Genomic DNA, 5,051 nt, shown 5'->3' with positions numbered 1-5,051 from the left:
GCGGCCGGCATCGGCACCCTGAAGGCCCGCAGCATCGCGCCGGTCGCCGGCCGTTTCCCGATGCCGCGCCCAATTGCCATCGAAGACGCCGAGGGCTGCCCCGCCTTCGCCGGCCGCGTGGTGCGCGGTGTGACCAACGGCCCGTCGCCAGACTGGCTGCAGCGCCGCCTGCGCGCCGTGGGGCTGCGGCCGATCTCGGCGCTCGTGGACATCACCAATTTCCTTTCCATCGACAGCGGGCGGCCGCTGCACGTCTATGATGTGGCCAAGCTGAGCGGCGGGCTGACGGCGCGGCGGGCGCGGGCTGGCGAGAGCGTGCTGGCCTTGAACGGCAAGACCTATTCGCTCGACGAGACGATGACGGTCATCGCCGACGATGCAGAGGTCCACGACATCGGCGGCATCATGGGTGGCGAGCACAGCGGCTGTTCCGAGGCCACCACCGAAGTGCTGATCGAAGCCGCCTATTTCACGCCGGAACGCATCGGAACCACCGGCCGCGCGCTTGGTATCAACAGCGATGCCCGCGCCCGCTTCGAGCGCGGCGTCGATCCGCTGTTCGTCGTGCCCGGCCTCGAACTGGCCACGCAGATGGTTCTCGATCTGTGCGGCGGCGAAGCGTCGGAGATGGTCGTCGCCGGGCAGATTCCCGATACGAGCCGCTCCATCTTCTATCGCCCGTCGCGGGTGCTGGGGCTCGCCGGGCTGGACGTGGCCGAAGACGAGCAGGCCGCCATTCTCACCCGCCTCGGCTTCGGTGTGACCACGGGCGACGTGTGGCAGGTTTCCGTCCCGTCATGGCGGCGCGATGTCGATGGCGAGGCCGATCTGGTGGAGGAGGTCGTGCGCATCCACGGTCTCGACCGCGTGCCGGCCACGCCGTTGCCGCGCGCCGAAGGCGTGGCCGCGCCCACCGCCACGCCCTTGCAGCGCAGCCAGCGCCGCCTGCGCCGCGTGCTGGCCAGCCGCGGCCTTGATGAAGCCATCACCTGGAGCTTCCTGCCGCCGGCCGACGCCGAAGCCTTTGGCGGCGCCGCCTTCAGCCTTGCCAACCCGATTTCCGCCGACATGGCCGCCATGCGCCCCAGCCTGCTGCCCGGGCTGTTGTCTGCCGCCGCCCGCAACATGGACCGGGGCAACGCCTCGGTGCGCCTGTTCGAGCTGGGCCAGCGCTATCTCGCCGATGCCGAACGCCCCACTGCCGCCATCCTGATGGCCGGCGAAGCCAAGGGCCGCGACTGGCGCAGCGGGCCAGCCGCAAAGCCCGACGCCTATGACGCCAAGGCCGAAGCCCTGGCGGCCCTTGCCGCATTGGGCGCCCCGGTGCAGCGCCTGGCCGTGGCCGCCCCTGCTGACGGTTGGTGGCATCCCGGCCGCGCCGGCCGGCTGGTGCTGGGCAAGGCGGTGCTCGCCGATTTCGGCATCGTCCACCCGCGCGTCTCCGCCCAGTTCGACGTGAAAGGCGCTGTGGCGGCGGTGGAGCTCTATCTCGACGCGTTGCCGCCGAAGAGCCGCAAGCGCGAGGCCTGGGCGCCATCGGCCCTGCTGCCGCTCAGTCGCGATTTCGCCTTCGTGGTGGACGAAACGCTACCCGCAGACAGCCTGATCCGCGCGGTTGCCGGCGCCGACAAGGCGCTGATCACCGCGGTGAACCTGTTCGACCGCTACAGCGGCCCCGGCGTGCCTGACGGCAAGATCAGCCTGGCCTTGGCGGTGACGCTGCAGCCCACCACGGCCACCCTCACCGAAGCCGAGATCGAGGCGGTGTCGGCCAGGGTGGTCGCAGCGGCGGCCAGGCTGGGCGCCACCCTCAGGGGGTAGACAGCGCGGGCTTTGCACTGGCCCGGCGCTTCCCTTATGGTGGCGCGGAGCGGGCACATCGGCCCCGCATTGCCACTTCGGAGCCAATGGCCCCCTTCCCCTGGATGGACGCCGCGATCATCGCGGGGCTGATCCTCTTGAACGGCTTTTTCGCCATGTCGGAACTCGCCATCGTCTCGGCGCGCCGCCCGCGCCTCAGGGGGCTGGCGGCGCAGGGCTCGGTGGGCGCGCAGACGGCGATCACCCTTGCCGAGGATTCGGGCCGCTTCCTGTCGGGCGTGCAGATCGGCATTACGCTGGTGGGCATCATCAACGGCGCCTATTCCGGCGCCACGCTGGCGGAACCGGTGGGCCAGCGCATCGCGGCGCTGACCGGCCTGCCGGCCACGGCCGCCGAGGAGGTGGGATTTGCGGTGGTGATCGCGCTGACCACCTATCTGTCGCTGATCATCGGCGAACTGGTGCCCAAGCAGTTCGCGCTGCGCTCGCCCGAGGCCATCGCCGTGAAGGTGGCGCCGGTCATGGTGCTGTTCGCGCGGCTCACCACGCCGTTCGTGTGGGCGCTCGACCGGTCCAGCCACATCGTCTTCAACCTGCTGGGCCAGAGCCGCGATGCCGACCAGACGGTGACCGAGGAAGAGTTGCGCTCGATCGTGGCCGAGGCGACCACCGCCGGGGTGATCGAGGCCGAGGAAAGCCAGATGATCTCCGGCATCATGCGGCTGGCGGACCGGCGGGTGCGCGGCGTGATGACCCCGCGCCGCGAGATCGACTGGATCGACGCCGATGCCGACGAGGCCAGCGTGCGCGCGCAACTGGCCACCACACCGCACAGCCGCCTGCTGGTGGCGCGCGGCGGGGTTGATGACATCATCGGCGTGCTGCAGGCGCGCGACGTTGTGCAGGCGCTGATCGAGGGGCGACCGCTCGATCTTGCCGCGCTGGCCCGACCCGCCCCGATTCTGCCCGACGTGATCGACGCGGTCGATGCCCTCAATGCGCTGAGGGATGCCGAGATCCCGATGGCGCTGGTGCACGATGAATATGGCCATTTCGAAGGCATCGTGACTCCGGCCGACCTGCTCTCGGCGATTGCCGGGGCGTTCCGCAGCGACATCGATCTGGGCAGCGACCCGATGGCGGTGGAGCGCGACGATGGCAGCTGGCTGATCTCGGGCGCCATGCCGGTCGATGAACTGGCCGACCGGCTGGGCCTGCCGCTGCCCGAGGAGCGTGATTATGAAACTGCCGCCGGGCTGGCGCTGGAACAGCTGAAGCATCTGCCGGCCACCGGCGAACGCTTCCGGGTGGGGGCCTGGCAGTTCGAGATCATCGACCTTGATGGCCGCAAGATCGACAAGCTGCTGGCCAGCCGGGTGGGCCAGATCAGTCTGCCGACGTAAACCTCACTCATGGTCCGGCGGCATGCCGTCCATGGCCAGGGCATAGATGAAGGCCGGCACATTGCCGGCAGGCGTGCTGACCATCACCAGCGTGCGGCAATAGCCAGGCCCTTCGAATTCATCGAGCCGCGCCCAGTGGGCCGGCAGATCGCCCGAGTGGAACAAGTGCACCGGCACATTGGCGCCATCGTCGTCCAGCAGCAGACCCGGACTGCCCAGGGCCGCGCCCCAGCCTTGCGGCAGCAGCAGGCCGCGCACCCAGCCATGGCTCCATACCCCGGCCAGCCCGGCCAGTTCATGATGGTTGGCGCGCCCCGGCGCCAGCGTGCCATAAACGGCCAGCACAGTCGTCGCTTGGCTCATCCCTGGCTCTTTTCGGTGCCGGCATAGGGTGGCGCTGAGGGCGCCGGCGCGTCGAGCGCCACCCACAGTGCCAGCACGAAGGCGACAGCAACGCAGGTCACCATCCCGGCCAATGCCGGCCGGCGCGGGCCGGCAGGCAGCAGCGGCGCCAGCAGCGACAGCACCGGGATCAACAGCGGAGTGACCAGATAGGGCTGGGGTGCGCCGACGCCGAGGAAGGCGAAATGCGCGAGTTCGGCGGTGAGCGCCAGGCCGGGAATGGCCAGCAGCGCGGCCGGAAGGAACCGGGCCGGGCCAGACAGTCGGGCAGCCAGCGCTCCGCCCAATGCCACAGCCAGTGCCGCCAGCAGGGCCGGCCAAGCGAACACCGGCCCGGCGCCCGGCAGCCCGATCTGCACGGCGAACGCGGCCAGGAGGCACAGACACGGCCAAGCCAGTGCGCGATCCCACGGCGTTCCGGCCGGCGCCGAGGCCGCGAACAGCAGTGCTGCAAGTGCCGCCAGGCCCGCCACCCCCTCCAGCCGGGGCAGCGCCGCCAGCCGGTCATAATATTCGGCGCCGACGCTGCCGGAGACAAGGTTGAGGCCGAACATCAGCAGCCCGGCGATGACAAGGGTGAGCAGCGCCTGGCCGAGCGCCAGCGCCGACCCGCCGAAGCTCCAGTCCGCCCGGCGCCACCAGGCCGCCAGCGCCAGCAGCGCCGCGGCGGCCGCCAGAACGCCCCAGCCGGCAGCGGGCGGATAGACGATGAGGCCAAGGCCCGGCGCAACGGCGAACACAGCGTTGGGTGCCGGGCCGGGTAGGGCAGCGCCCGTCACCAGCGCGCGGGTGATGCCCAGCACGCTGTCGCCCAGATGCTGCAATGCGCCCGCGTCCAGCCGGTCGGGCGTGGCGAGCGGGCTGTGATAGCCCCAGGCCCCGCCGATGAAGGCGAAGTTGAGACCGGCCAGCCCGCGCGCCAGCACCGGCGTGAAATCGGTGTCGTTGGGCAGCTCCTCATAGACGGTGACGGCGACGCTGCTGGCCGCGGCCGTGGGCGACGTACGGGCCAGCAGGCGCACCAGCGCGCCATTGTCCGGCCCGGTCTGGAACATCATTGTGCGCCCGCCGGCGCCGCGCGCTTCGAGGTTGATGACGACGCCCAGCCGGCCAGCGATGGGGTCCGCATCGTCGGCAAAGATGGCGCGGGCGCCAACCAGCCCCAGCTCCTCGGCATCGGTGAGGATCAGCACCAGGTCGCGGGCCTGCGCGGCCTGTGGGATGGCACGGGCAATCTCCAGCGCGGCAGCGACTCCGGCGGCATCGTCGGCCGCCCCAGGCGAGGCCCACACCGAATCATGGTGCGCCATCAGCGCGATGGCCGGGGCCGCCGGATCGGCGCCCGGTCGCACGGCAACAAGGCTGATCGCCGGGCGGGATGGATCGCCGCCCCATCTGGCGAGCCGCTGCGCCGGGCGGCCGGCG

4 protein-coding genes are annotated in these 5,051 nt (G+C 71.0%); 2 read left to right on the top strand and 2 right to left on the bottom strand.

Going from position 1 to position 5,051, the window contains the following annotated elements; all coding sequences use genetic code 11:
- Together pheT and GJV64_RS11125 are read left to right on the top strand one after the other, a co-directional pair.
- A partial coding sequence (gene pheT / locus GJV64_RS11130; protein WP_164157299.1) for a phenylalanine--tRNA ligase subunit beta occupies positions 1-1,821 on the top strand: 1,821 nt, incomplete at its 5' end.
- A gap of 86 nt (positions 1,822-1,907) precedes the next feature.
- On the top strand, positions 1,908-3,224 hold the full coding sequence (locus GJV64_RS11125; protein ID WP_164157298.1) for a hemolysin family protein: 1,317 nt from the start codon (positions 1,908-1,910) through the stop codon (positions 3,222-3,224).
- 3 nt (positions 3,225-3,227) lie between these two features.
- Here GJV64_RS11125 and GJV64_RS11120 read toward each other — a convergent pair whose 3' ends face one another.
- Together GJV64_RS11120 and GJV64_RS11115 are read right to left on the bottom strand one after the other, a co-directional pair.
- A complete protein-coding gene (locus GJV64_RS11120; RefSeq protein ID WP_164157297.1) occupies positions 3,228-3,587 on the bottom strand; it encodes a gamma-glutamylcyclotransferase family protein in 360 nt (119 codons plus the stop codon).
- The coding region (locus GJV64_RS11115; protein WP_164157296.1) for a M20/M25/M40 family metallo-hydrolase at positions 3,584-5,051 on the bottom strand (1,468 nt) is incomplete at its 5' end. The genes GJV64_RS11120 and GJV64_RS11115, both read right to left, overlap by 4 nt.

Source organism: Sandarakinorhabdus rubra, assembly GCF_010994245.1.
Classification (GTDB): domain Bacteria; phylum Pseudomonadota; class Alphaproteobacteria; order Sphingomonadales; family Sphingomonadaceae; genus Sandarakinorhabdus; species Sandarakinorhabdus rubra.
Note: the sequence above shows the minus strand (reverse complement) of the source record. Positions and strands in the feature narration are given on the sequence as shown.